The organism is Pseudochrobactrum albidum, from assembly GCF_051851455.1.
GTDB lineage: Bacteria > Pseudomonadota > Alphaproteobacteria > Rhizobiales > Rhizobiaceae > Pseudochrobactrum.
This window is the reverse complement of record NZ_JBPVTR010000023.1, coordinates 1-26,147: the sequence shown is the minus strand read 5'-3', so window position 1 is coordinate 26,147 and position 26,147 is coordinate 1. Positions and strand designations below refer to the sequence as shown.

The window sequence follows — 26,147 nt, the reverse complement described above, 5'->3', positions numbered from 1 at the left end:
ACAGTCATGAATTTGCCCTGCAAGTGAAAGACAGTTAGAAAAGCTCATGAATTCGCGTATCACGGACAGAGCCAGATGCAAACACCACGTTTAAAAATCGGAACACGTTCCAGCGCCTTAGCCATGGCGCAGGCGGTTGAAACACGAACCCGTCTTATGGCAGCCCATGATTTGAGCGAAGCGGATATTGAAATTGTACCTATGTCCACACAGGGCGATCGTATTCAGGATCGTGCCTTGTCGGAAATTGGCGGCAAAGGCCTGTTTACTCAGGAAATTGAAGATGCATTGCTGCAGGGGCGTATTGATATTGCCGTTCATTCCACCAAGGATATGCCAACAATTTTGCCGGAAGGGCTGCATCTTTCAACTTATCTGGAGCGGGAAGACCCGCGGGATGCCTTTGTGGGCAAAACCAGCGCCAGACTGACGGATTTGCCGCAAGGGGCAATTGTTGGTTCTTCCAGCTTGCGGCGGCAGGCGCAGATCCGCAATATCCGGCCGGATCTCAATGTTATTACCTTTCGCGGTAATGTGAATTCGCGTTTGCGCAAGCTTGAGGAAGGTCAGGTGGATGGTACATTTCTGGCTTATGCGGGGTTGAAGCGCCTCGGCCTAGCCCATGTGGTGACGGAGCTTATGGATACCGAGCGGTTTTTGCCGGCACCGGGGCAGGGAGCAATCACAATTGAAAGCCGTGTGGGAGATGCGCGTGTGGATGCGCTGCTCAAGCCGCTTAATCATGAGGAAACATTTGTTCGTCTGGCCTGCGAACGGGCATTTCTGGCGCGCCTTGATGGCTCCTGTCGCACGCCGATTGCCGCTTTGGCCGAGGTTGAGGATGGAAAGTTGCGGTTTTCCGGCATGATTTTAACACCTGATGGTTCACGTTTGCATCGCGTGTTCAGTGAGGGCGCTGCGGGTGATGCAAGTGCGCTCGGCGCAGAAGCTGCAGCAAAAATCCGCGCAGAAGCCGGTGCTGATTTTTTCAAAAGCTGGGTCTGAAAATGCGCAAGGTTCTGGTCACACGCCCGCAACCTGATGCCGCTTTGACTGCTGCAAGGCTTGAGTCTGCAGGCTGTTGGCCTGTTTGCCTGCCGGTGAGTGAAACTGTTGCTACAAATATTGCCCTGCCATACGGTGATTTTGATGCCGTAGCGGTGACCAGTGCCAATGCCCTGCGCCATATCGGGCACGAGAAACTTGCCCCTTACCGGCATTTGCAGCTTTATGCGGTGGGCGATAAAACGGCCGCCGCTGCGAGGCAGGCAGGCTTTGAAAAAATCTATGCCGGTGATGGCTGGGGTTTGCATCTGGGGCGCTATGTTGCCGCTGATTTGCAGGCAGGCAGCCACGTGCTTTATCTGACTGGAAAGGTCAGGCGTCCGGATTTTGAGGCACAATTAAACGCTGCCGATATTCACCTGACTGTGGCAGAAACCTATGATACATGCCCTGTCAGCTATGATCAGACGCAATTAAGCAGCATATTATCCGGTGGGGCGCCAGAGGTTATCTTGTTATATTCTGCTGTGGCTGCCAGACAGTTTATGGCGCTTGATGCACAGATTCAGGGGGCTTTTCTTCAGGGCGCAAAATATATTTTTTGTCTTTCACGCCGTATTGCTGCAGAATTGCCGGAAGCTTGTGCAGCAAAGCTGCGTATCAGCGAAACACCGGATGAAGAGGCTTTATTGCGTTTGTTTGCGGATAACGGATAGGTTTGAGGGCAAAACCGGCGCAAGCGGTTCAGGCTGGGATTTTGCGGTATAGATGCAACGATTTGTTCAATTCCGTGATTTACCCTGTGAGGCATAGAAATTTCGGCGAGAGGACTTATGGCTAAATCCACCGTAACGAGGCATAGCAAGACACCCCGCAAACCCGCGATGATTGACCTTGAGGCATCGGAAGTAAAACCGGCCGGCAGGACTGCGCATCCCAAAATACAAAAATCAGCGGCAAAATCTGTACCGGATGCCGAGCCGGTGGGGGATTATGTCAAGCCGTCACTAGAAACTGGTACAGCTTCGCCCGTAAAGTCACAGGGTGAAAAGCCACAGGGTGAAAAGGCCGATAAGCCGCAATCCGGATCTCAGGCACCATTTCAGGCAGGATCGCAATCTTCATCACAGGCTGCATCGTCTTCCGGCCGATCCGGGCCAAATCCTTATGCATCGGGAAAAACCATGAATACTGCCGGCGGGACTGTTTCACAACCAAAAAACACAGGCTCTGCGTGGCTTTCCGGCATTGCAGGCGGCGTGATTGCCCTGCTTGGTGCCGCAGCCTTGCAATGGTCCGGCTTTTTGCCTTTTGCGCCACAACCTGCTTCTGATACCGGTGCCTTGCAGGCTTCAGCCGCACAGATTGCTAATTTGCAGCAACAGATTGCGGCAATAAAAACAGCACCGGCAAAGCCCGATGCGGAATTGCTGACGCGGCTGGAAAATGCGGAGAAGGCGGCAACACAGGCACAACAGCAGCTTGCTGAACTGGTGCAGGCAGGCACAGCGCAAACAGCGTCTGATGATCGTGGTTTGCGTGCTGAAATGGCTGCCTTGCAGGAGCAGTTGAAGGCGCTTGAAAGCCGTGCACCATCTGCAGCTGCCGCATTGCCTGATGATGTGGGTGAACGTCTGGATCGTTTGGAGGAGCGGCTTAAGACGATAGGTTCGCAGGCTGAACAGACTGCCGCAGCCGCAAATAATGATACAGATATGATCCGCAGCCTTAAACAGCAGCTTGCTGCTATGCAGACAAAAGTGGACAAGCAGGCAACACAGCCGGATATGGCTGCTATTATTGCTGCCAATGCTTTGAAAACAGCTGTCGATCGCGGCGGCTCTTTTAAAAATGAGTTGCAGACTTATTTGTCGCTTGCCCCGCAGCAAAAAGGGGTGGCCAGCGGCCTTGAGGCGCTGGCGGCAAAGGGTGTGCCGACACTGAGCCAGATGAATACGCAGTTTTCATCGCTTGCGGATGATATGGTTGCAGCTGTGAACAGGCCTGCGGCGGATGCGGGAATCTGGGCGCAGCTGACGGGCAGCGCCAAAGGGCTGATCCGCTCCCGTCCGGTTGGTGATGTTGCCGGTTCTGATGCGGGTGCAGTAACGGCGCGGATTGAATTTGCATTGCAAAATGGCGATGTGCAGCGTGCTGTTACGGAATGGGCGCAATTGCCGGAAACGGCAAAACAGGTGGGGCAGCATTTTTATCAGGCGCTGGTTGCAAGGCGGGACGCTGATGCGCTTTTGACCCGCTTGATTGCCGCGACATTGCAGGATGCGCCTGCACAGCCAGAACCGGCTGCACAATAACAGGCAGGAAGGGAGAACGGTATGATACGGGTAATCCTGTTTGTTGTTGTGGTCGGGGCATTGGCGCTGGGTTTTGGCTGGCTTGCAGACCGTCCGGGTGATCTGGTGTTTACCTTTGCCGGAGAGCGGCACAATATTTCAGTTATGGTTGCCGCCAGTATGATTGTTGCGGCCATTGCAGCAGTGATGCTGGTATGGTGGTTTGTTAAAAACCTGATCCGTTCCCCCTATATCCTGCAGCGCCATTTTCGCGCGCGTAAGCGTGATCGTGGCTATCAGTCGCTTTCAACCGGTTTGATTGCTGCCGGTGCAGGGGATGCGGAAGCTGCCCGCCGGATGAGCAAACAGGCTGCCAAATTACTGCGGGCGGATCAGGAGCCGCTTCTTCATCTTCTTGATGTGCAGACCGCGCTGCTGGAAGGGCGCAAACATGATGTGCACCGGCATTTTGAGGCGATGATTGCTGATCCGGAAACTAAATTGCTGGGGTTGCGCGGGCTTTATCTGGAGGCAACACGCGAAGGTGCGCGGGAAGCGGCTTTTCAATATGCGCAGGAAGCCAGCACAATGGCACCACAGCTGGAATGGGCAACCAATGCGGTTCTTGGCCATAAAGTGCTTGAGGGGGATATTCCGGCTGCATTGCAGGTGCTTGAGGCACGTAAAGCTGTGATTCCTTTTGGCAAGGATGGCAGGGCTGCACGTGATGCATTAAAGACCAATCGTGCCGTGCTGTTGACGGCACAGGCGATGGCCGGTTTTGAAAAGGATGCCGCTGCATCCCGCACAGCTGCGATGGAAGCGTTGAAACTGGAACCGGAAATGATACCTGCGGCTATGATTGCCGCCCGCTGCCTGTTGCGGGACGGCCATATCCGCAAAGCCAATCGTATTCTTGAAGCAGCGTGGAAACGTGAGCCACATCAAGAGATTGCGGATATTTATCTTCATGGCCGCAGTGGTGATACGGCGCTCGACCGGTTGAAAAAGGCGCGCCATCTTGCTGCATTGCGCAGCAATAATGCCCTGTCTTGCGCTATTGTGGCGCGTGCGGCACTGGAAGCGGGTGAATTGACGCTGGCGCGCAATCAGGCGGAAGCAGCGCTTAAGCTTGACCCGCGTGAAAGTACCTATCTGCTGATGGCCGATATTGAAGAGGCACAAACCGGCGATCAGGGGCGTGTGCGCGAATGGCTGGCGCGTGCAGTGAAAGCACCGCGTGATCCGGCATGGACCGCAGATGGTATGGTTTCCAGCCAATGGGCGCCGGTATCGCCTGTGAGCGGAAAGCTGAATGCCTTTGAATGGAAAGTGCCGCTGGCTGATATGGCATTGAACGGAGCGCCGGTTCTTGAAAGTGAGGATGTGGCTGATGATTTGTTCTCGGTTGTGCCGGAGCACGGCGAGAACAGCCGGACACTGGAATTGCCTGCAATTCATAAAACCGCAGATGATGGTGACATTGAAGATGCGGAAACTGTGACGCCAGCAGCAAGAAACGTAACAAAGGCAGAGACAGAGCCGGCAAGGCAAGACAGGACCTCAGCTGACAGGGCAAAGGTTCGTATCCTGCCGGAAACCGGTGATAATCCTCTGCACCTTGCCGATAATGAAAAAGCAGCTCAAACAAAGCAAAAGGAAGCTGAACACTATCAGTTTATTGTTGATGATCCGGGTGTTGTGGCTGACACTGATGAAAAGACGACGAAAAACAGCGGTTTTAAATTATTTTGAAACTGTTTTTTGTTGCAGTCTTATGGGGGAAAAATCAAAAAGTCTCATGTGTCTGGCTGCCGGTTTATAGCGGATTATGAATTGTGCCCTGCCGATAAATACAGGTTGATTATGATAGCCTGTCAAAAGCTGTAAAAAGCACTGGAGCATATATGTTTGAGCGTCTTTTCAGTTTTTTCAAAGAATTGCCGGGGCTGGAATCAGTCAGGAAAAAACAGGCATTTTCTGACGAAGATCCGCGTCTTGCTGCGGCAGCCTTGATGTTTCATATTATTGAGGCTGACGGTGAACAGCATGAAAAAGAACGGGCGCGCTTGTCTGAATTGCTGTCGCAGGCCTATGATCTGCAGGGAGAAGCCCTGCAGGCACTGATTAAGGCTGCAGAAATTGCAGATCAGGAATCAATTGATCTTTATCGTTTTACCAGTGTTTTGAAGCGGCATCTTGATATGCCGGCCCGTTTGCGCTTTATCGAGCTGATGTGGGAAATGGTCTATGCCGATGGTGAAGTCGGCGAGATTGAAGATAATATTATGTGGCGTATTGCAGAGCTGATTGGTGTGGAGCAGCAGCAACGTATCGGGCTTAAATTGCGGGTTGCCGCGCGTGTACAAAATTGTGAGGCCGTGCCGCTTTCGCAGGCTGTTGCAAAGCAGAATATCAAATGCGGCAAGGCAGAGTAGCTTTTAACAGGGCAGAACAGCTGCGGCAGGCCTGAGCATTTGTCGGGTGCATTGATTAAGTGAAAAAACTGATATGGTTCGGTTTGCAAATTTGCAAATCGGCTAAAGGCCGTCTTTGACGGCCTTTAGTTATTTATGCGGATTTTTAGTCCTTGCCGATCAGGCCTTTCCAGATGATTGCGCCAAGAGCTGCACCAATCAACGGAGCAACCCAGAACAGCCACAATTGGCTGAGGGCAGCAGTATCAGCAAACAGGGCTGCTGCGGTGGAGCGGGCAGGGTTGACGGATGTGTTGGTGACCGGGATGGAGATCAGGTGGATAAGGGTAAGCCCCAGACCAATGGCAAGCGGGCCAAAACCTGCCGGTGCGCTTGATGAGGTGGAGCCGAGAATGATGATAAGGAAAAAGGCCGTCAGCACAATTTCAATCACCAATGCCGCGCCAAGGCTGTATTTGCCGGGAGATAACTCACCATAGCCATTGGAGGCAAAGCCGCCGGCACTGAAATCTGCCTTACCGCTGGCGATAAAATACAGCACGGCCGCAGCAACAATACCTCCGATAAGTTGTGCAATCCAGTAAGGGATCAGGTTTTTGGCTTCAAAGCGGCCGCCAAGGGTGAGACCCAGTGTAACAGCAGGGTTGAAATGCCCGCCGGAAATTCCGCCAACCGCATAAGCCATGGTCAGCACTGTCAGACCAAAAGCAAGCGCAACACCGGCAAAGCCGATGCCCAGTTCAGGATAGGCTGCTGCGAGAACAGCACTGCCGCAACCGCCAAATACCAGCCAGAATGTTCCAAAACATTCTGCTGATAATTTATTTAATGTGGAAGGAGTGTCTTTCATGTTATGCTCCTGAATTCTTAAATAAAATGAAAGTCTGAGTGAGGGGTATACTGCATCATGACTATGGGCATATTTTATAAGATTTGATAGTCTTTTTTTGAACACAATTTATGTAAATATTTGTCTTAAAAAGAAATATTCTGTTTGGAATTACAATTAGCGCACAATGGACAGGGTTTTTATTTTCAGGAAAAGCGCGTGTTTTTTATTCCGCCTGCGAAAACAGACGTTTTTCCCGACGTGAAAAACGGGTATTATTCGTGGGGAAAACCTGTTTTGCTGATGTAACAGAAAAGCAGCGGTTTGTTGCTTTTTTCTGGCAGGTGAATTTGTGATTTATGTGTGAAACAGGCAGGTTTACAATTGTAACCAATTTTCAGGCTGTTGCTATGTTTTAAACTATTGTAGCCTTGTCTTTATAAACAGGTCATAGCGCGGTCATAATATCTGGCTTTGCTTTAAGGTTTTCGGGGTGTCGGCATTGATGGATATGATTAAGAATCGTAAGTTCCTGCATTGCAGATTTCTGTCTTTACCATTGCTGGCTGTGATAGCCGGCTGCACAGGAACAGCAGCAGCCTGGACTGAAAAAGTAACGATTGAAAAAGTCGAATTGCCCAAGGAATGTGCCGGTTGGCAGAAAATCAATCTTAAGCAACGTTCTTATTATGCTTTGATGCGTCAGGATCCGGCGCTGATTATGGAAATCGATTCCCATAATCTCAAGGGCAAAAATCTTGGCTGTTGGGAATAATCGGGTTCTTTGCAAGGCTGGTTTGGTGGTGTGCTTCATGCAGGGCAAGACCTGTTCAGGATAAATGATGCATCTGGATATTATTGAGCTGCAGTCATTTTATTCAACCGTACTTGGCAGGCTGGCAGTCTCCTCTATATCTGCGGCTCTGGATCCGCTTTGGTTGCCAATGCCGCAAGAGCGGCTGGTTGGTATTGGCTATACCCTGCCTTATCTTGATCATTATGCTCCGCGGGCTGAGCGCACATTTGCATTCATGCCCGCGCGGCAGGGGGCGACAGGCTGGCCTTGTGATGAGGCATTGAGCACGGCCTTGGTCTATGATGAAGAACTGCCGTTACCGGATAGTTCGGTTGACCGTATTTTGCTGGTTCATGCGCTGGAATTTTCAGAAAGCAGCTCTGAAACACTTAAAGAAATGTGGCGTGTTTTATCGCCGAACGGGCAATTGATTGTCGTGGCACCGAACAGGCGCGGTGTTTGGGCGCGTATGGAACACACGCCTTTTGGCAGTGGCCGGCCGTTTAGCCGCGGGCAGCTTTTGCAGGCCTTTCGCGAGGCAAATTTTACGCCGGGCAGAATTGTAAATGCCTTGCATGTGCCGCCCACACGCTGGCGCTGGTTGCAGCAATCAGCCGGATTGATGGAAAGTCTTGGCAACCGTATGTGGCCGCTTTTTGGCGGGGTGGTGATCGGGGAGGCGTATAAACGCCTGTATCAGGGGCTGCCGGTGCTCAAACGTGCATCGCGGCGGGTTTTCGTGCCGGTATTAACACCGCAGGGAACGGCACGCCACAAGGAGGATACCGGCTTTTTGTGAGTGGCCGGGAAGACCTGTTTATTTCAGCGTTTGAGCAGAAAAACCGCCTGCTGACCAAGCAGATTCCAGAACCCCCATGGCAGATTGAAGGACATGCGCTCGCCATTGCGGTTGAGTGCCACCGCATCTTCAACGGTTGCTCCGATTTCCTTTGTCATATCCACAAAATCGCGAATGGTGCAGAAATGGATATTCGGTGTGTCATACCAGCTGAAAGGCAGTTCTTTGGTCACTGGCATACGCCCGTGAAACAGCAGGGAGCCACGCACCCGCCAATAGCCGAAATTGGGAATGGAAACGATGGCGCGTTCGCCAATACGCAGCAATTCACTTAAAACTTTTTTCGGGTTTTGTGTGGCCTGCAATGTTTGCGACAGCACCACATAATCAAAACTTGAATCCGGATAATAGACCAGATCGCGATCGGCATCGCCCTGAATAACCGACAGGCCGCGCATCAGGCACTGGTTGACGCCGCCTTGCGATAATTCCACACCGCGGCCATCCACATTGCGGGTATCGCGCAGCAATTGCAGCAATTCACCATCACTGCATCCCACATCAAGCACCCGTGTTCCGGGACGCACCAGCGAGGCGATTATGTCAAAATCGACACGATTATGAATATGCAGCTTGGTTTGCTCATGAGAAGAAAAAGCGGGTTTGGTGTCATTCATTGATTAAAGACCTCTTGCCCGTGCCGCTGAACGGATAAAGCCATCGATTGTTGAAGACAAAACCGGCTCATCCAGCAGGAACGCATCATGGCCGCGATCTGTTTCAATCTCGACAAAGGAAACCGAGGCTCCGGCTGCATTAAGCGCATGAACAACCAGCCGGCTTTCAGAAGTTGGAAACAGCCAGTCGCTGGAGAAAGAGGCGACAAAAAAGCGGGTTTTTGTGCCGGCAAATGCGGATGCCAGCAAGCCGTCATGTTCTGCGGCCATATCGAAATAATCCATGGCGCGGGTAAGATAGAGATAGGAATTGGCATCAAAACGGTCAACAAAGCTGTTGCCCTGATAGCGCAGATAGCTCTCAATCTGAAAATCGGCTTCAAAACCAAAAGTAATATTGGCGCGATCCTGCAGATTGCGGCCGAATTTACGGTGCAATGCGGCTTCTGACAGATAGGTGATATGGGCGGCCATACGCGCAACTGATAACCCCTTGCGCGGCACTTTATCGGAGCGGGTGAGATATTGGCCATTCAGCCAATTGGGATCGGCCATTACAGCCTGGCGGCCAACTTCGTTAAAGGCGATATTCTGCGCCGATAAACGTGCGCCGCTTGCTAATACAACCGCGGAAAATACCTTGTCCGGATAGCTTGATGCCCATTGCAGCACCTGCATGCCGCCAACCGAACCGCCGACAACGGCCAGCAATTTTTCAATCCCGAAATGCTCAACAAGCATGGCCTGTGCGCGTACCATATCAGCGATTGTGATAATTGGCAGATCAAGCGCATAGGGTTTGCCGCTTACCGGATTGATGGAGGCTGGCCCTGTTGACCCCATGCAACTGCCGATCACATTGGAACAGAGTACAAAAAAGCGGTCTGTATCAATCGGTTTGCCGGGGCCCACCAGCGTTGACCACCAGCCGTCTTTACCGGTAATCGGATTGGTATTGGCAACATGCTGATCGCCGGTGAGGGCATGGCAGATGAGTATGGCATTGCTTTTGTCATGATTGAGCGTGCCATAAGCCTGATAGGCAATCTGAAACGGGCTCAGAACCGAACCGCTATCTAGTTGCAATGGTTTATCCGCACCAAAATGCAGCACAGGACTGCTGGGATTAACAGCTTCCTGAATACGGCTGTCGGTGAGGAAGTCAGTGTCGGATGATGTTGTCATAAACTATATATGTTTCTGAATTTTTATAGTAGCTAGGGGCTATAGGGGTTTAAAGTCAAGGTTTCTCTCGACTTGTTGTGCAATGCGGTTTATGCCGCTTTGGTTATTCAGTGTTTTTTGGGAGTCTCTGTCCGGATCAGACCGGCCGGATATTCCGGAAGGCTGATTTCAAAGACAGTTTTTCTCAACATAAAGACAGGCTCTTGAATATTGGATCATCATGATGAACGATTTCGCGAAAGCTCAACGCCCGACACCTAAAGCAGGTGTTATGGATATTGCCGCTTATGTACCTGGCAAGGCCAGTGTTGCCGGTGTCAGCAAAGTATATAAGTTGTCTGCAAATGAAAGCCCGCTGGGTGCAAGCCCGCATGCTGTTGAAGCTTATCGTGCAACCGGTCATCATTTGAGCATCTATCCTGATGGTGATGTCAGGGCGCTGCGTCAGGCTATTGCTGAAACGCAAGGGCTGAATATTGAAAATATTTTGTGCGGCAATGGTTCTGATGAATTGCTCGGCCTGTTGTGCCAGACTTATCTGGCACCGGGGGATGAGGCAATTTTAACGGATCATGGTTTTCTGGTCTATAAAATCCAGACACTTGCTGCCGGTGCAAAACCGGTGATTGTGAAAGAAAATGACACGGTGATTGATGTGGATGCGGTGCTTGCCGCAGTAACAGAAAAAACCAGAATTGTTTTTATTACCAATCCGGGCAATCCAACCGGCACTTATCTGCCTTTTGATGAGGTAAAGCGCCTGCATGCCGGCCTGCCTAAAAACGTGCTTTTGGTGCTGGATGCAGCCTATGCAGAATATGTGCGAAAAAATGATTATGATGCCGGTGTGGCGCTGGTTTCCAATAATGAAAATGTGGTGATGACCCGCACTTTCTCGAAAATTTACGGCTTGCCTGCGCTGCGCATTGGCTGGATGTATGCGCCTTTGCATGTGACAGATGCGGTAAACCGTATACGCGGGCCGTTTAATATGAACAGTGCGGCAATTGCTGCAGGGAGTGCAGCTATCCGCGATCGTGATCATGTGCGCGTTGCCTGTGAATTTAATGCGCAATGGGTTGCCTGGCTGACGGAAGAATTCACCAGACTTGGGCTGAAAGTGACACCGTCTGTGACCAATTTTCTTCTGGTGCATTTTCCGGATACACAGAATAAATCTGCCGCAAAAGCAGACGAATATTTGCAGGCCAGAGGTTATATTTTGCGCCGGGTAACATCCTATGGCTTTCCTGAAGCTTTGCGGATGAGCGTCGGTTCGGAAGAAGCCAATCGCGGTGTGGTTGCCGCCCTAACGGAATTTTTGAAGTCGTAACATGTCAGATAATCATTTTAAAAAAGTCGCGCTGATCGGTATCGGCCTGATTGGCTCGTCGCTGGCCCGTGTGATCCGCCGTGAAAAACTGGCAGATCATATTGCAATTGCCACACGCAGTGCAAAGACGCTTGAACGTGCACGGGAACTGGGGCTTGGGGACAGCTATACTACCGATAATGCTGAAGCGGTGCGCGATGCGGATCTGGTGATTGTGTCGGTTCCGGTTGGCTCATCGGGTCTTGTTGCGCGCCAGATTGCAGGCAATCTTAAAGCCGGTGCGATCGTGACGGATGTGGGTTCCACCAAAGCATCGGTTATTGCACAAATGCAGCCGGAATTGCCGGATCATGTGCATTTTATTCCTGGCCATCCGATTGCCGGTACCGAATATTCTGGCCCTGATGCGGGCTTTGCTGATTTGTTTATCAACCGCTGGTGTATTTTAACGCCTCTTGCCGGCACTGATGCCGGCGCTTTGGCAAAGCTTAACGCCTTCTGGGAGGCCTGTGGCTCCAAAACAGACCAGATGGATCCGCAACATCATGATCTGGTGCTGGCTATTGTTTCGCATCTGCCACATATTATCGCCTATAATATTGTTGGTACGGCCAATGATCTGGAAAAGGTGACGGAATCGGAAGTCATCAAATATTCTGCTTCCGGTTTTCGTGATTTTACCCGTTTGGCGGCTTCTGATCCGACTATGTGGCGTGATGTGTGCCTGCATAACAAGGATGCTATTCTGGAAATGCTGGGGCGTTTTTCAGAAGATCTGGCTTCGCTTCAGCGGGCAATCCGCTGGAGTGACGGGGATGCGTTATTTGATTTGTTTACCCGTACGCGTGCAATTCGCCGTGGTATTATTGAGGCTGGTCAGGAAGTGGATGTGCCGAATTTCGGCCGCGAAGCTGCAAGCAAGCAAGTTAAATAAAGCGAAGTTGCAGGCAGGTCGCAATTTTGACCGGTTATATGTGCGAGCCAAAACCGTTTTGCCATTTTGGCTCGCAAAGGCTTTAAAGACGTGGCAGGCGCCCCAAAGGGATAAAGCCTGCACTGATTTTACCGTTTTTGATAATGACGGGCACGATGGTTGCTCCGGCTTCATCCTTGGGCATGGAAGCGAGGGCAAAAACCGCTGTATTGATATTTTTTCCCTGATCAGGAAAGGCAGCCTGCAAAACCGCACCAATGGCAGCCGGATTGGTGAGGCGGATTTTTAAGTCTGCATTGGCCAGCCCCTGTTCATCAACCGATAACGGGCCGCTGATGCTGATATTGGCACCTGTTGGCAGAAGCAGCAGCAACTGGTTAAGCTGTATGGATTTACCGCGCAAACGGCTGTCCTGATCATTATCTTTGCTGAAAGAGGCAAGGCTGAACGGCGAGCTGATATCAATCAGGCCATCCAGTTCAGGAATGGCGGTGAGGGGCGTGTTGCCTGTCAGGCGCAATTTGTCGAATGTGGTTTTTATCTGCAATGGTTCTTCAATAGCATTGAGGTCAAATTGCAGGCCGGCAAGATCAATACCGGAAGCCATGCGAGTGTCATCACCGCTGATTATTTCCTGAATATGCAGGTCTTCAGCTTTCAGGCTGATATTGCGGGCAGAGTGGCCGTTTATGCGGGCAGAGGTGTGAAGCTGCTTCCATTCAGCCTTGAGCGCACCTGAATTGCCTGCGGCCAGTGTGGCAGGGCTGGTCAGACGGGCTTGCACTCTGTGTGGTGAGAATATGGATGTACCGATATCCAGCGTATTGGCTGCAAAATTAATCAGATGTTGCGGCGCGCTGTAAGTTATGCCCTGACAGCTGATATAGAGGGAAAACGGATAGCCGCGGGCAGATAAGTTCTGGCATGTGATAGTATCGCCCTGTTGTGCCAGTTCATTACGTACGCGATCTTTGGCAAGGGAGGCGAGATAAAACCAGCCAGTCGTGTATAAAACCACAATAATCAGAAAGATGAATATGCCCTTCTGCATGCGTTTTGCATTTTGTGAAGAGCGGTGTGGTTTTGCCGTCATGAACAGGCCTCTTGATTGACAAAGCATTTGCAGATGAAATTTCAGACCAAAGCGTTTATTTTACGCATTCCGATGAATGTAAAATAATTTTCATAGCATATAGTTTCTGAAAAACAGCAAAATCAAAGCATGTTTTTTCTCAGTCTGAGAGTGAAAAAAATATGCTGCTGTTTGGTTATTCTGCATATCATCGGTAATCTGTATATTTAACCGGATAATGCACTATACGAATTTCACATCATAAGCAAAAGCAAACACATGACTACAGTTAACCACAGCTTCGGAAATACTGCCCCACAGCAAAGGCTGGCAGATGCGCAGGCGGATTTATGGGTATTTGGCTATGGATCGCTGATGTGGCGTCCCGGCTTTGAAAGCGAGGAAAGCCTGCCGGCCTTGCTGCGCGGTTATAAAAGATCCTTGTGCATCTATTCTCATATTTACCGTGGCACGCCGGAGAAGCCCGGTCTGGTGCTGGGGCTTGATCGCGGCGGTTTTTGCCACGGGCAGGCTTTTCGTGTTGCCGGTATGTATAAAGAGCCGGTGCTGGATTATTTGCGTGAGCGCGAGCAGGTGACCGGCGTTTATATTGAGAAATATCTTACTGTGGAGCTCATTGACGGCCGTCAGGTTGAGGCGCTGGTCTATGTGGCTGATCCGGCACATGAGCAATATGCGGGTTTTTTAAGTGAACAGGCAAAGGCCAGAATGGTTGGCCTTGCCTGCGGGCAGGCCGGCGCAAATCGTGATTATGTGATCAATACCGTGCATCATTTGCAGGCGATGAATATACGTGATGAACGTCTCGATACTATTGTGCGATTGCTTGGCCAATAGCCATATTGATTCTATCTGCACAAATCTTATAACGTGCTGGCGTAAAATCGTGTTTTTTCCGCGCTTTGATCTTGTGAATGGTCATGCTGCTGTTTAAATGAGACTCATCCTGTTTGCCGGTGTGCATTGATGCTGCCGGAACAGCGGACATCCGGTTGATGAGGAGACATATATGCTCGCAATTTTGCGTACCGTTGATCTGGCGCTGGATATTTATACCTGGATTATTATTGCCAGTGCAGTATTCTCCTGGCTTTATGCTTTTAATGTGGTCAATTCCCGCAATAGTTTTGTGGCCTCTATTGGTGAGTTCTTGTATAAAGTAACAGAGCCTGCTTTGCGGCCGATCCGCCGGATCTTACCGGATTTTGGCGGTATCGATATTTCGCCGGTTATTCTTCTGCTGATTATTTTCTTTATTCGTCAATTTATATGGACGACTTTGGCGCCTTTATTGCTCGGGTAAAATGGCAATAAAGCCCGGCATGCGCTGTATATCTTAAACCGGATATTGATCCGGTTTAAGAGCGGTTCCGGTTAAAACAGAATCACCGGAACCGTTCTCACTATTGGTTTTATCGCTTTATTGGCGCGCAAAACCGTCTCATGCTTTTGGCCGTAAATGTTTTGAGAGGTCAAAAAGCGTATTTAAAAAAACCTTTTATAACAAGACTGCAAAACCACTTGGGAGACTGGCCGCAGCCTTAATGATTATTCAAGGCTTGGGGGATTATTCAAGGTTTGCGGATTATTTGGCGTTTTTAGCGCGCTCAATCGCTTCAACGATGAATTTGCGGGCGTAATCTTCATCACCCCAGTCGCCGACCTTGACCCATTTGCCAGGTTCCAGATCTTTGTAATGTTCAAAGAAATGTGCGATTTGCTGCAGCGTGATTTCGGGAAGATCTGTGTAATTATGAACTTTTTCATAACGGCGCGTCAGCTTCGGAGACGGAACCGCAATGATTTTCTCATCCTTGCCGGCATTGTCTTCCATAATCAGCACGCCGATAGGGCGGACATTGATCACGCAGCCCGGAATAAGCGGACGGGTATTGCAAACGAGAACGTCAATCGGGTCACCATCTTCAGACAAGGTATGCGGAACAAAGCCGTAATTGCCTGGATAGGTCATTGGTGTATAGAGGAAGCGGTCTACCATCAGCGCGCCGGCCTCTTTGTCCATCTCATATTTAATCGGATGTCCGCCAACCGGTACTTCAATGATTACATTGACATCTTCAGGAGGGTTGGAGCCGATGGAAATAGCATCAATATTCATGGGCGTGTCCTTTCATTTGGCGTCTGATAACGGTTTTCACAAACCTGCGCAACAAAAACGCAATTTCAGATAAAGCGGCTTATTGTCATGCGGGAGATTTTTCAGCTTCACGCAGTTCGGCAAGGCGTTGTCTGGCTGTGGGCGGCATTGGCGGCGGGTTCTTGTCTTCTGCAGCCTGCAGCAGCAATTCATCACAGGCTGTTTCGGTCACCTCAATAAGCTTTTTCAGGAAAGCTTCCTTTTCAAGGCCGGGCTGGATTGGTGGCAGAATGCGGCAGCGGATAGTGCCGGGATAGCGCATGAATTTCCGGCGCGGCCAATAAAGACCGGCATTATGGGCAATGGGTACAACAGGCAGGCCGAGATTCATGTAAAGATGTACAACACCATATTTATAAGCCGGTGCTGCCCCCGGCGCGCGGCGTGTGCCCTCCGGATAGATCATGATCTGGCGTTCATCCGCAATCGCCTGTCTGGTGCCGCCCGAGATTGAGTTTAAAGCCTTGATACCGGTGCCGCGGTCAACAGGAATCATCTGCATTTTCTTCAGATACCAGCCAAAGAGCGGAATACGCATAAGATCGCGCTTGAGAATATAGACAGGATCCGGCGTATAGGACAGGAAGGCATAAACATCCCAGAAAGACTGATGTTTGGGCGCGCAGATATAAGCGCCTTCGGGCAGATTCTCAGCGCCCTCAACAATAAAATCCGTGCCGGCAATATGTTTTTGCAGAAAAAGATTGGTGCGCGCCCAGAATTTGGGCACAATCCATGCCTTCTTGCGTGGCAATGATAATGTGAGGGGTAAAAACAGGATCATCTGGATGATCAGGCTGATATAGAAAGCCAGATTGAACAGCACTGACCGGATGACTGTGAGCATAATAGGTGTCAGCCTTTTAAAAGCACGATACGGATTGAATATTTGCGGTTAAAACCGGAATGATTTCTCAAATAGAAGAATTTTAAACGCTTATCAATTCAGGTCACGGGTAAAGTTGTAAACGTCCGGTGATCAGAGAAGGTGCGCAAAGCCAAAAGATTATTGTTTATCCTGTTTTTCAAGACAGATCCGGAAAAAAATCGTGCCATTTTTGTGTAATATGATCGAGATTGATATGGGCGAGCGCACCGATATATTTGATATATTCGGTCAAAAGCACACGCAGCGTATCGCTCTGGCGAATCCAGTTCTTGTTTTTCAGATCTGTATTAATCACCGGATAGGGGATCAGCTCCACATCAGAGACCTGACGCGACAGTTCAAGAATACTGCGCGGCATATGATAATTATTGGTGACAATGAAGATACGTTTATATTGATGTGCACGGATCCATTTGGCGCTCTCAACCGCATTGCCGATTGTGTTGAGGGCAGAGCGGTCAAGATCAACACAACAGTTAAATAATACAGGATCCGTGCCGGTGATGCGTTGCAGTGCCTCGCGTTTGGTGGAAGGATGCACGCCACTGATCAGCAAACGTTCACCGCGTCTTGCAGCCAGCAATTCTACAGCCATCTCAATACGGGATTTGCCGCCGGTGAGCACAATAATCGCATCGGCTTTTTCAGTAGCAGCCGGTTTTTGCATATTGCTGATATGTTCGCTGAAAATGATAAAGCCGACACCAAGGGCAATAATCAGTGCAAAAAGGGCAACCGCAACAGGCGGAATGCGGCGGCGCAGACGTTTCAGCCAATGGCGGATAAAACCCTCTGCGCGCGCAGTTTCACAAGCCTGCGCACTGGCATGCTTTGCCGGTTGTGCATTGTCCTGCCGCTGGTTTTTAGCAGGATCAGAAGCATTGTCTTGCACATGCATTGCCATTTGGCCTGTTCAGGTTTCAGTACAGATTTATAAAATTGTACATTCAGGTTGATTTGTCATCGCTTTATCGGATGTCATTCCGATTTGAGAGTTTATGTATATTAGTATAAGCTTTCGTTCAGTGCAAAACGGAGCTTGTTGTTTCACCCTCAATCTTATTTTTGTTTAGTCCTGACTGCCGCTGATACTGTCCATGGTTTTTAACTGGCGGATAACTGTCAGCCGGCTGGTAAGCATGGTCAGAATACTAACGGTAATGATTGTGATGCCGATACCGATATAGCCATCTTTGCCGATTGCAAAATCACCGAATAATGCTGCTGCCTGATCGCCTTCAGGTGTGGCAAGATTACGGCTTGTCCACCAGGAGACAAGCAAAAAGACCAGAAGAGCAGCCGCACCGCCGAAACAGGCGCCCTTGAGCGCTGTGCGGAAGAAATGCCATTCAAATTCACGGGCGACAAAACGGGCTTCCGCGCCGATAAAATGCAGCACTTCAATAATATGGCTGTTTCCGGACATTGCACCGCGTGTGGCGAAAATAACCGTGAGAACCGTTGCCGAGAGCATCAGAAACAGCACCCCCATGCCGATCAGCACCGTTGTATGTGCCATGGAGACCAGACGATCAACCCATGTGCGGTGATCATCAAAACTGGCACCAGGAATATTTTGCTGCAATTGAGCGCGTAATGCTGCAAAATCCGGCGGATTTTTCTCATCAATAGTCACAACCACAAGGCGGGGCACGGGCAGTTCATCAATATCCAGTCCGGTGCCAAGCCATGGTTCCAGCAGGCGGGCGGTGGCTGCGCGGTCAATAATATGTGTGCTGTTCACGCCGGCAAAGCCGCGGGCAATCTTTTCAGCCTGCGCAAGGGCGGCTTCCATATCCTGCCCGTCCACAGGGCGGATCTGGATTGTCGCCTCGCGGGAAATCTGGCTTTGCCACTGCGCCGCAGAGGCGCGCACAAGGCTGACGCCGCCAATGGTGAGACAGGCAAGAAAGGTCATAATGGCGATAACGGTGATCAGCGTGGTGCCGGCAACGCTGACAGGCGGCACAATTGGCGTCGGCCCGCGTTGTTCACGCTTGCGCTTGCCGATAAGCTCCAGAAAAATCCCGTGATAATGGTCAAGTGTTGCGCGCAGGTCAGCCATAAATATCCAGCCTCCCCTGATCAAGTATCATACGGCGCGCATCCACCTGATCCATCAAAGTCAGATCATGGGTGGCAATGATAACGGCTGTGCCTGAGCGGTTGAGCTCTGCAAATAACCGCAACAGGCGGCGCGCCAGCGGCGGATCGACATTACCGGTCGGTTCGTCGGCAAGCAGGATTTCCGGCTGATCTATCAGCGAGCGGGCAATGGCGGCACGTTGTTTTTCACCGCCGGAGAGCACCGGCGGCAGTACATGCATGCGATCACCAAGTCCGACCCAGTGCAATAATTCCTGCACTTCATGGCGGTATGTTGCCTCTTCCTTGCCGCGCACGCGCAAGGGCAGCGCCACATTTTCATAGGTTGTCATATGATCAAGCAGGCGGAAATCCTGAAACACAATGCCGATACGGCGGCGCAGCAGCGGAATCTCACTGCGCTCCATGGTGGAAATATCCCTGCCGAAAATGGTAATCAGCCCGCGTGTTGGTTTCAAGGCCATGAAAAGAAGGCGCATCAGCGTTGTTTTACCGGCTCCTGAAGGCCCGGTGAGAAACTGAAAGGAGCGCGGTGGTATGTGAAAGGAGACATCCCGCAGGATTTCCGATCCCATACCGTAACGCAAACCTACATTTTCAAAACGAATCACTGGTTATTTTCCTGCTTGTTACCGGCCGGTTTTCCTGTGTCTGCCGAACATTGCCCTATGTGGTTAATCTTGCGTTAACCTGCATATAAGTTTGGCATTTTGAGGTTGAAAAAAGAACAGGATTTTTTTGCAGATTATTGCGGGAAGGAGAGATACCAGCCACAGAAAATATAAGTTTGCGGGCAGGCAGATACAAATAATGAAAAACTGCCCTTTCCGGAAAAGACGGAGTACTGTAACAGCTACGTTTTCGTTGCAGATTCTTTGAGGGCTGGGAGCGGATGAGAAGCGGAGATGTATTTATGCCTTATATTGGTGGCAGAAATCTTGAAATTTTGTTCAGCGCCGAAGAGATTGCCAGGCGTAACCGTGAATTGGCGCAGCAAATTGCTGCCCGCCATCTGGAGCGCCCGCTGGCGGTTTCTATCCTCAAGGGATCGTTTATCTTTGCGGCAGATCTGATCCGCGCCATGCATGATGCCGGAATAGAGCCTGATGTGGAATTTATTACCGTATCAAGCTATGGATCAGGCACCAAAGGCGGTGATATCCGTTTGGTGCGCGATATTGACAGTGATGTGGCCGGACGCGATATCTTGCTGATTGATGATATTCTTGAATCCGGAAAGACTCTTAATTTTGTCCGTGAACTGATGCTGTCGCGCGGGGCGCGCAGTGTGAGCATTGCCGTGCTTCTGGACAAGCCAGGCCATCGCAAGCTGGATTTGAATGCCGATTTCACCGCTTTTGAATGTCCGGATTATTTTGTGGTGGGCTATGGCATGGATGTGGCGCATTCGTTCCGCCAATTGCCTTATGTGGCACGTGTTCTGGATGCAGAAGAGTAATTTCTGCCTGCAATGCACAGATGTGTCAGTTGCGCAGGCTGCGTTGCGGAAAATGGTCTAAGGCTCGTTTTTTAACAGACGCTCCAGATAGTCTTTTTCCTGTTGCGGGCTTAAGGCATCGCCAAGTTTTTTGCGAATTTCATCAAGAATCCGGCGGGCTTTCTGAATATCAATCTGGTTTGGCAACTGGTTGCCGGCGCCTTCAGAGCTGCCCTGACCGGATTCACGCCCCAACGGATCGCGCCCCTCGCCATTTTGCTGTCCCTGCCCATCAGCCTGACCTTGCGCCTGCTGCATTTGTTTCATCATTTCACGGGCACCGCGGCGCAGGGCATCCAGCGCCTCTGCCTGCCGGTCTGTTGCAGAGCCGCTTTCCCCGTGCCCGAGCAGGCGTCCGGCACGATCCATAAAATTCTGTGCCTGTTCCATATCTTTCGGGGCTTCAAGCCCCTGTTTTTTTAACTGATCTGTGAGCCTGCTCAACTCATTTTGCAAATCACGCTGCTGCTGCCCCAGATCTTTCAGCGCCTGTTCGGTTTCCTGTGTTGACTGCCCGTTTTGCGGTGCGCTGCCATCACCGTCGTCATTATAGTTAAAATCATCGGTCTGTTGCTGCAGCTTCTGATCCAGCTTGTAGGTCTCATTCATCAGTTCCTGCTGGCGGCGCATCAAATCGCCAAGCTGGTTCAGCTGTTGCTGTGGATTATTGCCCTGACCTTGACCCTGCCCCTGGCCTTGCCCTTGATTTGCTCTTTGCCCGGGTTGCAGATTATTGAGCATTTCCTGCAATTGTGCCAGCATTTGCTGCGCCTGCGCGTGATTGCCGGAGCGTGCAAGATCTTCAATCTGCTGCATCATCCGCTCAATATCGCGCTGGCTGAGCACGCGAACATTCGCATTATTACGGCTATTGGGGGCGGGGCTGGTCTGCTGACGGCGTGCCATTTCCTGTAAATAGCGGTTCATGGCTTCACGCAGTTCTTTTGTCAGCCGGGCAATCTCATCCGGCGAGGCATTATTCTGCAACGCCTGATTGAGTGCCTCCTGTGCTGCGCGCAGGGCTTTTTCCGCATCAGAAAGCCGGCCGTCCTCAATACCGCGCGCTACATTCCACATATAATCCACAATATTGCGCAGATCATCATCATTGCGCGCCAGTTTCAACCGTTCACGCACAGAACGCATGCCAAGAAAATGGCTGACATTGGCAATTGTTGTTTGCGGATGCATGGTCAGCGCATCCAGCATCTGCAAGACGGTGTTTTTCTGTGTTTTGTCCAGAGCCAATATCTGGCGCTGTTCAACAAGTGCGCGTGCCAGAGGGTTAATAAAAGGGCGTTGCGGCAGCACAAAGCGAATTTCCTTGCTTTGTGTTGTCTGGCCGGCATCATCGGTTACCTTTAATTGCAGGGCGACATATCTGCCTGCCCATGGATGCATGGTGAGATCCTGCAGCGCGGTAATTTCGTCAGCTTCTTTTTGCCCGCGTTTTGGCAAAGGAAGGCGCAGTTTCGGCGCATCTGCCAATGATTTTGCTGCTGCCGCATTGGCAGGCTTTTCCAGAAGTGTGAGAATGGCCTGCAGTTTGGCGATGCCGTAATCATCGGCAATTTTATAGTGAAGTTCCAGCGTGCCATTAAGGGCATAGGTTGGATTTCCGGTCAGTTCCACAACAGGCGGCTGATCAGGAATGACATTGAGCTGCCATGTCTGATAATATGCGCCGGCCTGTAACTGCGCCTCGGCATTTCTGACCAGAAGCAGTTCATAATATGCGCCGTCATCCGCAGTATTTCCGGTAGGGGCGGCTGTGATGGTCTCAGCCTTTTGGCCTGTTGTTTTTAAAGTGAGGCGGTTCTTGCTGCTGCCATTGATCCGGATATTTAAAAGACTGCCCTGCGGCACATTGATGGTTTTTACCTCCTGACCGGTTGCAAAGGTCAGGAAGAGAGGTGCTTTTCCGGTATAGGCCGGCGGGGTAATCCATGCATCAATGCGTCCTTTGGGTCCGGTATAGGCCGGTGCAATTGTCCAGATATCCCTGATTGCTCCCGATGACGGGCTGACTGAATAGGCGGCAGTTGCGGTAAAAAGCAAAATGATAACCGCACGCAGGCCGTAAGGATCGCGGCGGGGAATATCGGGATGGGGCAGGAAACCGCGCAAGCTGCCGGTTATGGCTGCCATACGGTTGCGGTGTTCCTGCCATAGTGCCTGCGCCAGCGGATCCGTGCTGTTACCGGCAATCTTATCATCTGAAACTTGCAGCGGATTGTGCTGCAGGCCGTTTTCACGCTCGATGCGGCTGTTAACGCTGTGGTTATCCGGCAGTCTGAAATGCCGGAAACGCCACAGCGCACAGCACAGCGCCAATGCAAATGCGCTGTTGATGCCAAGATGCAGCCAGCGTGGCATGAGCGGAAACAGCCCGAGCCAGGCCATGCTGGCAAGCAGGGCTGCCAGCAGAAGAACCGGCAGCAACAGCGGCCACAGATTTTCGAAACATAATATCAATGCCGCTTTGACACGCAGGCGCAAGAGCTTGCTGTTTTTGTGACGGGCAGTTTTGATATCAGCTTCTGGCATAAAAGACCCGGCTGTTACTGGTAAAATCTGGGAGCATTCTATGCAAAATCTGCAAAGGCTCCCGTCAGGTAAGGCGCAAATAAATGGCGGAACATTTGCCGCACAGTTAACGGGCAAGAGCCATCTCAACAGCAAAAACTGCACTTGCGGAGCATTTCAGCTTTTATAAATGCGATGAAATGCTCTAAATAAGCTTATCCAGAATAAATGGCTTTTCTTCGACGGATTTTTTATCTGGCTTGCGCCAGTCATCATGCACTGTAGCATTGGGCGGAGCTTCCAGTGCGCCGCGGCGGCCGCAGCCGGATACAATACTGCCAATGGCAACAAGCATGATTACAGAAGTCATGAACAGGCGGCTATTCATAAAATAATATCCTGAAACTGGTTTGAGCCTGATGCACCGCATAAATTATGCGGGAATATCCGCTGACAGTTCTAGCTGAAATATACGGTAACGCAAATGCACTATTGCAAACATCTTTTTTAAATATGAACAGGCCGGAGCCATTGTTGCGCCGGCCTGATTTGAATGATCAGGCTTTGATCAGGCGTTTTTTCCAATATCTTATCTGACGGCGCACTTCCTGCGGTGCTGTGCCACCGTAAGACTGGCGGCTTTTTACGGATTTATCCACTGTGAGAAAACCGAAAACCGCATCATTGATCTGCGGATGGATGGATTGTAAATCTTCCAAAGTCAGTTTGGAGAGATCAAGCTTTTTTGATTCTGCCAGAGCCACGGCGCGGCCTGTAACATGATGTGCCTCGCGGAACGGCAGGCCCAGTTCACGCACCAGCCAGTCGGCAAGATCTGTTGCCGTGGAATAGCCGGAGCCGGCTGCTTTTTTCATTGCGGTTTCATTAATTGTCATATCTGCAATCATGCCGCTCATGGCTGCCAATGCCAGTTCCAGAGTCTCTGCCGCGTCAAACACCGCTTCCTTGTCTTCCTGCATATCTTTGGAATAGGCCAGCGGCAGCCCTTTCATCACGGTGAGCAGGCCGACAAGCGAGCCGGTGATGCGGCCGGATTTGGCACGTACCAGTTCTGCGGCATCGGGGTTTTTCTTCTGCGGCATGATGGATGAGCCGGTGGAAAAAGAATCAGACAGGCGGATGAAGTTGAATTGCGAGGTTGACCAGATCACAATTTCTTCAGCCAGACGTGACAGATGCGTGGCGCAAATAGCCGCCAGCGACAGGAATTCCAGCGCATAATCGCGGTCGGAAACACTGTCGATTGAATTGCGGGTCGGTTCACGAAAGCCAAGTGCTGTTGCTGTCATGTGGCGGTCAATCGGGAAGCCGGTGCCGGCAAGGGCGGCAGCACCGAGCGGGCTTTCATTCATGCGTTCAATCGCATCACGCACGCGGGAGAGATCGCGGCCGAACATTTCCACATAGGCCATGCAATGATGGCCGAAAGTGACCGGCTGTGCGGTTTGCAAATGGGTGAAGCCCGGCATTACGGTGGAAGCATGCTCCTCTGCGCGGGTGAGAAAAGCCTCAATCAGGATTTTCAGCGCCGCAGCGGTTTTTTCCAGTTCATTCTTTACCCAGAGACGGAAGTCCAGCGCCACCTGATCATTGCGCGAACGTGCGGTGTGCAGACGGCCGGCAGCGGCGCCGATCAGTTCGGCAAGGCGTGCCTCAACATTCATATGAATATCTTCAAGCTTGCGCGAGAAAGTAAATTTGCCATTTTCGATCTCGGCTAATATGGTATTGAGACCATCGGAGATCTGCTTATGATCGTCGGCAGAGATGATGCCGGTTTTGGCGAGCATCGCAGCATGCGCCAGCGATCCGGCTATATCCTGTGCGTAAAGCTTGCGGTCATAGCCGATTGAGGCATTAATTTCTTCCATGATGGCAGAGGGGCCTGAGGCGAAGCGGCCGCCCCACATCTGGTTGCTGGATTTTTCTGTTGTCATGCGCGCATACCTGAGCCGGAACTTTGAGTAAAAAGAACGATATTATGGCCGAAGATAATAAGAAGACAAAACCGGAAAGTGCAATCAGTCGTAAGATGATTTTGTTTGCCGGTGTCGCCGGACTTCTGGCCGGTGCTGTTGCGGTATACGTGATGGAACCGCCTTCTGGCAATGTGGTTGCGCCACAAACAGCCAATTCCGACAATACAGGCAGCGGGCAATGCGCTTTGAATAAAGAGCAATTGGCCGCGCTCAGCCAGGCAGCAACGGGGGCAGTGGCTGCCATGCAGCCTGCAGACAGCCCTTTGTTGCTTTCCGGATTGCAGTTTAATGCGCCTGATGGCAGTAAAATCAGCCTTGGCGATAAAAAGGGCAAGACCTTGCTGGTAAATCTCTGGGCAAGCTGGTGTGCGCCTTGCCGCGAGGAAATGCCGGCACTGGATCAATTGCAGGCTGCACAGGGCAGTAATGATTTTGAAGTTATCGCCATTAATATTGATACGGGCGATGATGCAAAACCCAAAGGTTTTCTGCAGGAAATCGGGGTGAAGAATTTAAGCTATTACCGTGATGCAACCATGGGTGTTTTCAATGCCTTGAAACGCAAAAATCTGGCATTCGGCCTGCCTGTGACCTTGTTGATTGATGAAACCGGTTGCCAGATTGCCGCGATGAATGGCCCTGCGGATTGGGCAGGCCAGGATGCTGTGCGGCTGATTGATCAGGCGAAAAGCCTGCGCAAATAAAAGCATCCGGTTTTCCGGCAAGTTTTTTCATTACCAGGATCCTCGCCTTCGCCGTAAAGGCTTATGTTCTAATGTGTGTGAACTTCCAGCGTGATCTACAAAGTCATTGCTGTGATTTACAAAGTCATTGCAAATATCTTCAATTTGGCCGGCAAGTTGCCACGGTATATTAAGATAATCGTGGCTACAGTGATCCTTATTTATATCTTTTAAATTTGGAAGTTTTATGGAGTTGTAATTTGACAGGCTTTTTATTCTTTCAAAAAAACTCTTTATCAGATTGTTTCCACGAGAATTTTGGTAAAGTTTATCGTTTTTAGTTAATTTTTTTCTCAATTCGCTTATTTCTTTTATTAATTTTAATCGCTCTTCTATCAGGCTTATCAATAAATCGGTATGTTTTTCGACTTTAGCAGCCGCATTTTTGTAATAAGACGAACATTTATCATATATTGTTCCTAAGATGACTATAATCAAGGAAATAATAAATAATGGTATTTTAAAAATTTCTATTGCTACATTGGTATTTTCAATATTTTTAGAATCTTTGTCTTTGTAATAATTTGTAACATAACAAATAGATGTTATAATTGTTGCTATAAATGCAGAGGGCGGGGTTAGTGTTGATAAACCACATCCGATAATATTTATTGAGCGAAAAAAAAGTTTAAATTTTTAAATTCTCTGTCATTTATACTGCAGGTTAAAAATTTGTTGTATCTATTATATTTTGTAAAACTATCTAGGCTCAGGACCTATTAAATTGGTTGCATGACGAGTGGTGAGTTGATTCAATGGCGACGTCAGGAGGCGTTGCTATGAGTGATTTGTTTTGGTTGTCGCCGGCGCAGATGCGGCGGATTGAGCCATATTTTCCACTGTC

At 50.3% G+C, this 26,147-nt stretch carries 25 protein-coding genes; 13 read left to right on the top strand and 12 right to left on the bottom strand.

Going from position 1 to position 26,147, the window contains the following annotated elements:
* Nucleotides 1-75: 75 nt before the first annotated feature.
* The 5 genes from hemC (at nt 76) to ACSTTO_RS09195 (ending at nt 5,737) form a co-directional block, all read left to right on the top strand.
* Complete coding sequence (gene hemC / locus ACSTTO_RS09215) at nt 76-1,005, top strand: hydroxymethylbilane synthase (protein ID WP_439272894.1); 930 nt, start codon at nt 76-78, stop codon at nt 1,003-1,005.
* Between the two features lie 2 nt (nt 1,006-1,007).
* Nucleotides 1,008-1,721, top strand: coding sequence for a uroporphyrinogen-III synthase (locus tag ACSTTO_RS09210; RefSeq protein WP_439272893.1), 714 nt, complete (start codon nt 1,008-1,010; stop codon nt 1,719-1,721).
* Between the two features lie 117 nt (nt 1,722-1,838).
* Complete coding sequence (locus tag ACSTTO_RS09205) at nt 1,839-3,320, top strand: COG4223 family protein (RefSeq protein ID WP_439272892.1); 1,482 nt, start codon at nt 1,839-1,841, stop codon at nt 3,318-3,320.
* 21 nt (nt 3,321-3,341) lie between these two features.
* Nucleotides 3,342-5,054 (top strand): heme biosynthesis protein HemY, encoded by a 1,713-nt coding sequence (locus tag ACSTTO_RS09200; protein ID WP_439272891.1) that lies wholly within the window; start codon nt 3,342-3,344, stop codon nt 5,052-5,054.
* Between the two features lie 152 nt (nt 5,055-5,206).
* Nucleotides 5,207-5,737, top strand: a complete 531-nt coding sequence (locus tag ACSTTO_RS09195) for a tellurite resistance TerB family protein (protein WP_439272889.1) — start codon at nt 5,207-5,209, stop codon at nt 5,735-5,737.
* Between the two features lie 145 nt (nt 5,738-5,882).
* On the opposite strand, the gene aqpZ is transcribed toward ACSTTO_RS09195, so the two are convergent.
* Nucleotides 5,883-6,587, bottom strand: coding sequence for an aquaporin Z (gene aqpZ, locus ACSTTO_RS09190; protein WP_439272887.1), 705 nt, complete (start codon nt 6,585-6,587; stop codon nt 5,883-5,885).
* A gap of 490 nt (nt 6,588-7,077) precedes the next feature.
* On the opposite strand from aqpZ, the gene ACSTTO_RS09185 reads away from it, so the two are divergent.
* Nucleotides 7,078-7,341 carry a hypothetical protein gene (locus ACSTTO_RS09185; RefSeq protein WP_439273252.1) on the top strand — a complete coding sequence of 88 codons (264 nt, stop codon included), beginning with the start codon at nt 7,078-7,080 and terminating at the stop codon, nt 7,339-7,341.
* Between the two features lie 67 nt (nt 7,342-7,408).
* Entirely contained in the window at nt 7,409-8,161 is a 753-nt protein-coding gene (locus ACSTTO_RS09180) for a methyltransferase domain-containing protein (protein WP_439273251.1), read from the top strand.
* Nucleotides 8,162-8,184: 23 nt separating this feature from the next.
* Here the strand turns inward: ACSTTO_RS09180 and metW are convergent, their stop codons facing one another.
* Together metW and metX are read right to left on the bottom strand one after the other, a co-directional pair.
* Complete coding sequence (gene metW, locus ACSTTO_RS09175) at nt 8,185-8,838, bottom strand: methionine biosynthesis protein MetW (protein ID WP_439272886.1); 654 nt, start codon at nt 8,836-8,838, stop codon at nt 8,185-8,187.
* 3 nt (nt 8,839-8,841) lie between these two features.
* Nucleotides 8,842-10,023 (bottom strand): homoserine O-acetyltransferase MetX, encoded by a 1,182-nt coding sequence (gene metX, locus ACSTTO_RS09170; RefSeq protein WP_439272885.1) that lies wholly within the window; start codon nt 10,021-10,023, stop codon nt 8,842-8,844.
* A gap of 223 nt (nt 10,024-10,246) precedes the next feature.
* Between metX and ACSTTO_RS09165 the strand changes: the two genes are divergently transcribed.
* Complete coding sequence (locus ACSTTO_RS09165; protein ID WP_439273250.1) at nt 10,247-11,356, top strand: pyridoxal phosphate-dependent aminotransferase; 1,110 nt, start codon at nt 10,247-10,249, stop codon at nt 11,354-11,356.
* 1 nt (nt 11,357) lies between these two features.
* Entirely contained in the window at nt 11,358-12,290 is a 933-nt protein-coding gene (locus ACSTTO_RS09160; protein ID WP_439272884.1) for a prephenate/arogenate dehydrogenase family protein, read from the top strand.
* 82 nt (nt 12,291-12,372) lie between these two features.
* Here ACSTTO_RS09160 and ACSTTO_RS09155 read toward each other — a convergent pair whose 3' ends face one another.
* Complete coding sequence (locus ACSTTO_RS09155; RefSeq protein ID WP_439272883.1) at nt 12,373-13,383, bottom strand: DUF2125 domain-containing protein; 1,011 nt, start codon at nt 13,381-13,383, stop codon at nt 12,373-12,375.
* Between the two features lie 258 nt (nt 13,384-13,641).
* Between ACSTTO_RS09155 and ACSTTO_RS09150 the strand changes: the two genes are divergently transcribed.
* Nucleotides 13,642-14,220, top strand: a complete 579-nt coding sequence (locus ACSTTO_RS09150) for a gamma-glutamylcyclotransferase (protein WP_439272882.1) — start codon at nt 13,642-13,644, stop codon at nt 14,218-14,220.
* Nucleotides 14,221-14,392: 172 nt separating this feature from the next.
* Nucleotides 14,393-14,686, top strand: coding sequence for a YggT family protein (locus ACSTTO_RS09145; protein WP_439272881.1), 294 nt, complete (start codon nt 14,393-14,395; stop codon nt 14,684-14,686).
* 282 nt (nt 14,687-14,968) lie between these two features.
* On the opposite strand, the gene ppa is transcribed toward ACSTTO_RS09145, so the two are convergent.
* From ppa to ftsE, 5 genes are all read right to left on the bottom strand, one after another.
* Nucleotides 14,969-15,502 carry an inorganic diphosphatase gene (ppa, locus tag ACSTTO_RS09140; RefSeq protein ID WP_439272880.1) on the bottom strand — a complete coding sequence of 178 codons (534 nt, stop codon included), beginning with the start codon at nt 15,500-15,502 and terminating at the stop codon, nt 14,969-14,971.
* Between the two features lie 85 nt (nt 15,503-15,587).
* The gene (locus tag ACSTTO_RS09135; RefSeq protein ID WP_439272879.1) at nt 15,588-16,388 is read right to left on the bottom strand and encodes a lysophospholipid acyltransferase family protein; all 801 of its coding nucleotides are present in this window, start codon (nt 16,386-16,388) and stop codon (nt 15,588-15,590) included.
* A 178-nt stretch (nt 16,389-16,566) separates the two neighbouring features.
* Entirely contained in the window at nt 16,567-17,334 is a 768-nt protein-coding gene (locus ACSTTO_RS09130) for a YdcF family protein (RefSeq protein WP_439272878.1), read from the bottom strand.
* A 165-nt stretch (nt 17,335-17,499) separates the two neighbouring features.
* Nucleotides 17,500-18,495, bottom strand: a complete 996-nt coding sequence (locus tag ACSTTO_RS09125) for a cell division protein FtsX (RefSeq protein WP_439272877.1) — start codon at nt 18,493-18,495, stop codon at nt 17,500-17,502.
* The gene (gene ftsE, locus ACSTTO_RS09120; RefSeq protein WP_439272876.1) at nt 18,488-19,147 is read right to left on the bottom strand and encodes a cell division ATP-binding protein FtsE; all 660 of its coding nucleotides are present in this window, start codon (nt 19,145-19,147) and stop codon (nt 18,488-18,490) included. The genes ACSTTO_RS09125 and ftsE overlap by 8 nt, the downstream gene beginning before the upstream one ends.
* 302 nt (nt 19,148-19,449) lie before the next feature.
* Here ftsE and hpt point away from each other — a divergent pair, with 302 nt between their 5' ends.
* On the top strand, nt 19,450-19,995 hold the full coding sequence (gene hpt, locus ACSTTO_RS09115; RefSeq protein ID WP_439272874.1) for a hypoxanthine phosphoribosyltransferase: 546 nt from the start codon (nt 19,450-19,452) through the stop codon (nt 19,993-19,995).
* Nucleotides 19,996-20,052: 57 nt separating this feature from the next.
* Here the strand turns inward: hpt and ACSTTO_RS09110 are convergent, their stop codons facing one another.
* The 3 genes from ACSTTO_RS09110 to argH all read right to left on the bottom strand — a co-directional run bounded on the left by ACSTTO_RS09110 (nt 20,053) and on the right by argH (nt 24,518).
* On the bottom strand, nt 20,053-22,581 hold the full coding sequence (locus ACSTTO_RS09110; protein ID WP_439272873.1) for a TIGR02302 family protein: 2,529 nt from the start codon (nt 22,579-22,581) through the stop codon (nt 20,053-20,055).
* Nucleotides 22,582-22,765: 184 nt separating this feature from the next.
* Nucleotides 22,766-22,948, bottom strand: a complete 183-nt coding sequence (locus tag ACSTTO_RS09105) for a lipoprotein (protein ID WP_439272872.1) — start codon at nt 22,946-22,948, stop codon at nt 22,766-22,768.
* A 169-nt stretch (nt 22,949-23,117) separates the two neighbouring features.
* A complete protein-coding gene (gene argH, locus ACSTTO_RS09100; protein ID WP_439272871.1) occupies nt 23,118-24,518 on the bottom strand; it encodes an argininosuccinate lyase in 1,401 nt (466 codons plus the stop codon).
* A 44-nt stretch (nt 24,519-24,562) separates the two neighbouring features.
* Between argH and tlpA the strand changes: the two genes are divergently transcribed.
* Nucleotides 24,563-25,264, top strand: coding sequence for a thiol:disulfide interchange protein TlpA (tlpA, locus tag ACSTTO_RS09095; RefSeq protein ID WP_439273249.1), 702 nt, complete (start codon nt 24,563-24,565; stop codon nt 25,262-25,264).
* Nucleotides 25,265-26,147 lie beyond the last annotated feature (883 nt).